Origin of the sequence: Binatus sp. (SeqCode) (genome assembly GCF_036522015.1) — a bacterium.
Lineage (GTDB): Bacteria > Desulfobacterota > Binatia > Binatales > Binataceae > Binatus.
In genome coordinates this window covers 1-3,707 of the sequence record NZ_DATDGQ010000088.1, presented here as the reverse complement: position 1 = coordinate 3,707, position 3,707 = coordinate 1, and the positions used below count along the sequence as shown (strand labels likewise).

Genomic DNA, 3,707 nt, shown 5'->3' with positions numbered 1-3,707 from the left:
GACGCTCGCCGACTATGGGGTTGACGACGTGCATCTTGTAATCGCGACGTCGTTGCATCGGCGGATGACGGAAGCCGAGATTCGTCGCGTCGTGGGCGAGCGTGCGTTCAAGCAGTACTGGCCGGATCGGCTGTACAACTTCGACGCGGAAAATCGCGCCGAACTGACGATGCTCGGCAAGACGGATCATGGCGAGGAGGTGTGGCTGTCGCGGCGCGCCGTCGAGTCGGACCTGCTCATTTATTTGAACATCAACCTGGTGCCGATGGACGGCGGGCACAAGTCGGTCGCCGTGGGGCTCGCGCCGTACCGGAGTCTGCGGCATCACCACAACGTCGGAACGCTGCGCGATTCGCACTCGTACATGGACCCGACCCGCTCGGCGCTGCATCGCTCGTCGGACCGGATGGGCAAGCTGATTCACGAGTCGGTCAACATTTTTCAAATCGAAACCGCGGTGAACACGCGGATGTACGGCGGGATGCTCGATTTCCTGCACAAGAACGAGGACCACTTCACCGACTGGGATCGCACCCGCCTGAAGGGCTTTCAGTGGACGATGCGCAACATGTCCAGCGAGATGCGCCGCAGCGTGCTGCACAACTATGCGGCGCCGTACGGCATGATCGGTGTGTGGGCTGGCGAGACCGAGTCGGTGCATCAGAAGGCGCTCGCGCGAGTGTTCCAGCAATACGCCGTGCCGGTGAAGGGCCAAGCGGACATTTTGATAGTCGGCGTGCCGTACATCTGTCCGTACAACGTGAACTCGATCATGAATCCGGTTCTGGTGCAGTGCACGGGTCTCGGCTACCTGTTCAATATGTATCGAAACAAGCCGCTGGTGCGCGAAGGCGGCACGATGATCATCTGTCATCCGCTGCGCGACGAATTTCATCCCGAGCATCATCCGAGTTACATCGAGTTCTTCCATCGATGCCTCGCCGAGACGACCGACGCCGTCGAGCTCGAGAAAAATTTCGAGCGCGAATTTGCGCGCAACCCCACTTACATCCACATGTACCGCTACGGCAACGCGTACCACGGCGTGCATCCGTTCTACATGTGGTATTGGGGCGAACCCGCGCGCCAGCACGTCGGGCGCGTGATCGCCGCAGGATGCGAAGAACCGGAAGTCGCGGCGCGCCTGGGATGGGAAGCGGCGGACACGCTCGACGAGGCGATCGCGATGGCGACGTCGGAGCTCGGCCGCTCGGCCGAGATAACTTACCTGCACTTGCCGCCACTGGTGATCGCGGATGTCGAGTAGCAACGGCAAACGCAACGGATCGGCGATGCCGGCGCTCGAGCAAGTGCTCAAGGGCCGTCGCATCCTGCTGACGGGTTCGACCGGGTTCCTGGGCAAGGTGTTCCTCGCGCTCCTGCTGCGATGGCATCCCGAGATAGAGCGCGTGTACCTCCTGATTCGCGGCGACCGGCGCAGCAGCGTCGGCCGCTTTCGCCGGGAGATTCTCGACTCACCGGTGTTTGCTCCGCTGCGCGAACATCTCGGCGATAAGTTCGATCGCTACATCGAAGAAAAGATTGTGGTCGTTCCCGGCGACATCACCAATCACGGCCTGCTCGGCGAGGAAGCGAAGCCGTTCAAGCCGGGCAGTCTCGATGCGGTCGTGCATAGCGCGGGGCTGGTGAACTTCGAGGCCTCATTGGAAAAGGCGATCGAGGTCAACACCACCGGCGTCGCCAACGTGATCGAGTTCTGCGCCAACGTCGGCGCCGCGATGATGCATGTATCGACCTGCTACGTCGCCGGCAGCGCCGATGGGCATCGCTACGAAGACGATATACCCACCGACTGGAGCCCCGACGGGCGCAAATCGTTTCGGCTCGAGCGCGAGATTCACGACGCGCTCGCCGCGATCGAGCGCGTGCAGGCCGAATCGCGCGATCAACTGCGTCATGCGGAGTTTCGCGGCGACGAAGACGATGCTGGCAGTTCGCGCGAGTCGGCGCTCGAGCATCGACGCAAACAGTGGGTCGAGGAACGCCTCAAGGATGTCGGCCGCAAGCGCGCGCAGAGTTGGGGATGGCCCAACACCTACAGTTACACCAAGAGCCTCGGCGAACAGTTGGTGCTCGCGCATCGCAACACGCTCGACGTCACGGTCGTGCGGCCGGCGGTGATCGAGAGCGCGCTGCGCGATCCGTTCCCCGGATGGAACCAGGGCGTCAACACCAGCGCGCCGCTGACCTATCTCGCGGGCCGCGGCTACCGATTCTATCCCGCCAAGGCAGAGCTGGTGCTCGACGTGATCCCGGTCGATCTCGCGGCGCACGCGATGATTCCGATTCTCGGCGCGCTGCTATCCCGCAAGCACAAGCCGATTTACCAGCTCTGCACGTCGGATCGGAATCCGCTGCCGATGCGCCGGCTGGTCGAGCTGACTGCTCTCAGTAATCGCCGCGAGCATCGCAAGGACGGCGGCACGATGCGCTGGCTGGGTCCACATCTGGAAGCCGTCGTCGTCTCGCAGAACACTTACGACCTCGCGAGCAACGCGGTTCCGCAAATTCTCAAGCAGGCGGCGGCATTCGCGCGCAGCGTGGTGGGCGAGGAAAATCAACGCGCGAAAAACATCGAAAGCGGGATCGACAAGTTCAAGGAGAACACCGACCTCGCGCGCGAACTGGTCGAGGTTTATCGCCCGTATATCCAGCAGCTCATTTATACTTTTCACGCGAGCAACATTCGCGCGCTTTACGCGTCGCTCAAGCCGGCCGACGCCGAGCACCATCCGTTTCGTCCCGACCTGATCGACTGGCGGGACTACTGGATCAACATTCATCTGCCCGGCCTGCGCCGCCACATTTTTCCGCAGCTCGATCTCCACGCGCGCGGACGCCCCAAGTCGCTGCCGCGGCATCGCAGCCTCATCGATATGCTCGATCGCGCGGCGGACCGTTACGGTTCGCGCGCCGCGATGATCGCGCGGCGGCCGTCGGGCGAGCAGTCGCAGACTACGTATCGCGAGCTGCGCGACCGCGCGCGTCGCGCGGCGCTGCTGCTCGCGACCCGGGGCATCAAGCCCGGCGACCGCGTTCTGCTTATCGGCGAGAACTCGCCCGACTGGGTGCTCGGTTATTTTGCGATTCTATGCGCCGGCGCGATCGCCGTGCCGGTCGACCAGCTGATCTCGGCCGAAGAGCTCGCGCCGATCTGCAAAATCGCCGAGCCCGCGGCCGCGCTGCGCTCGAACACGGTTCACAATCGCCTCGGCTCTGCGCTTGGTGATGCTCATCCAAAGCTCATCGAGTTCGATCTCGCCGAGCTGGCGCGCCCATTTATTCTGCGCGGCGCGGCGAAGACTCCGCCCGCGCCGCCGGAGCGAAAAACGCTCGCGTCGATCGTATTTACGTCGGGCAGCACTGGCGCGCCCAAAGGCGTGATGCTGTCGCACGGCAACTTCGCCGCCGAAGTCGCGATGCTGTCGCGCGTGTTCGTGCTCGGCGCCGACGATGTCGTGCTCTCGCTGCTGCCGCTGCATCACGCGTTCGAGTTCACCTGCGGGATGCTGCTGCCGCTCGCCAGCGGCGCGACGATCGTCTATCCGCTCGAGGTCGATGCAAAAACCCTCTCGCGCACGCTCGCCGACGTGCGTCCGACCGCGCTGATCGGCGTGCCCGCGGTGTGGGAGGCCGTCCATCGGCGCATCGTCGATGAAGTCGAGGCGCGCGGTCCGTTCTTTCAC

2 protein-coding genes are annotated in these 3,707 nt (G+C 63.6%); both read left to right on the top strand.

All coding sequences use genetic code 11. The annotated features are described in order from the left end of the window. The coding region (locus VIW95_RS03670) for a lactate racemase domain-containing protein (protein ID WP_331584060.1) at nt 1-1,267 on the top strand (1,267 nt) is incomplete at its 5' end. Beyond that, nucleotides 1,257-3,707 (top strand): AMP-binding protein (locus VIW95_RS03665; RefSeq protein ID WP_331584059.1); only part of this gene is annotated, 2,451 nt, incomplete at its 3' end. The genes VIW95_RS03670 and VIW95_RS03665, both read left to right, overlap by 11 nt.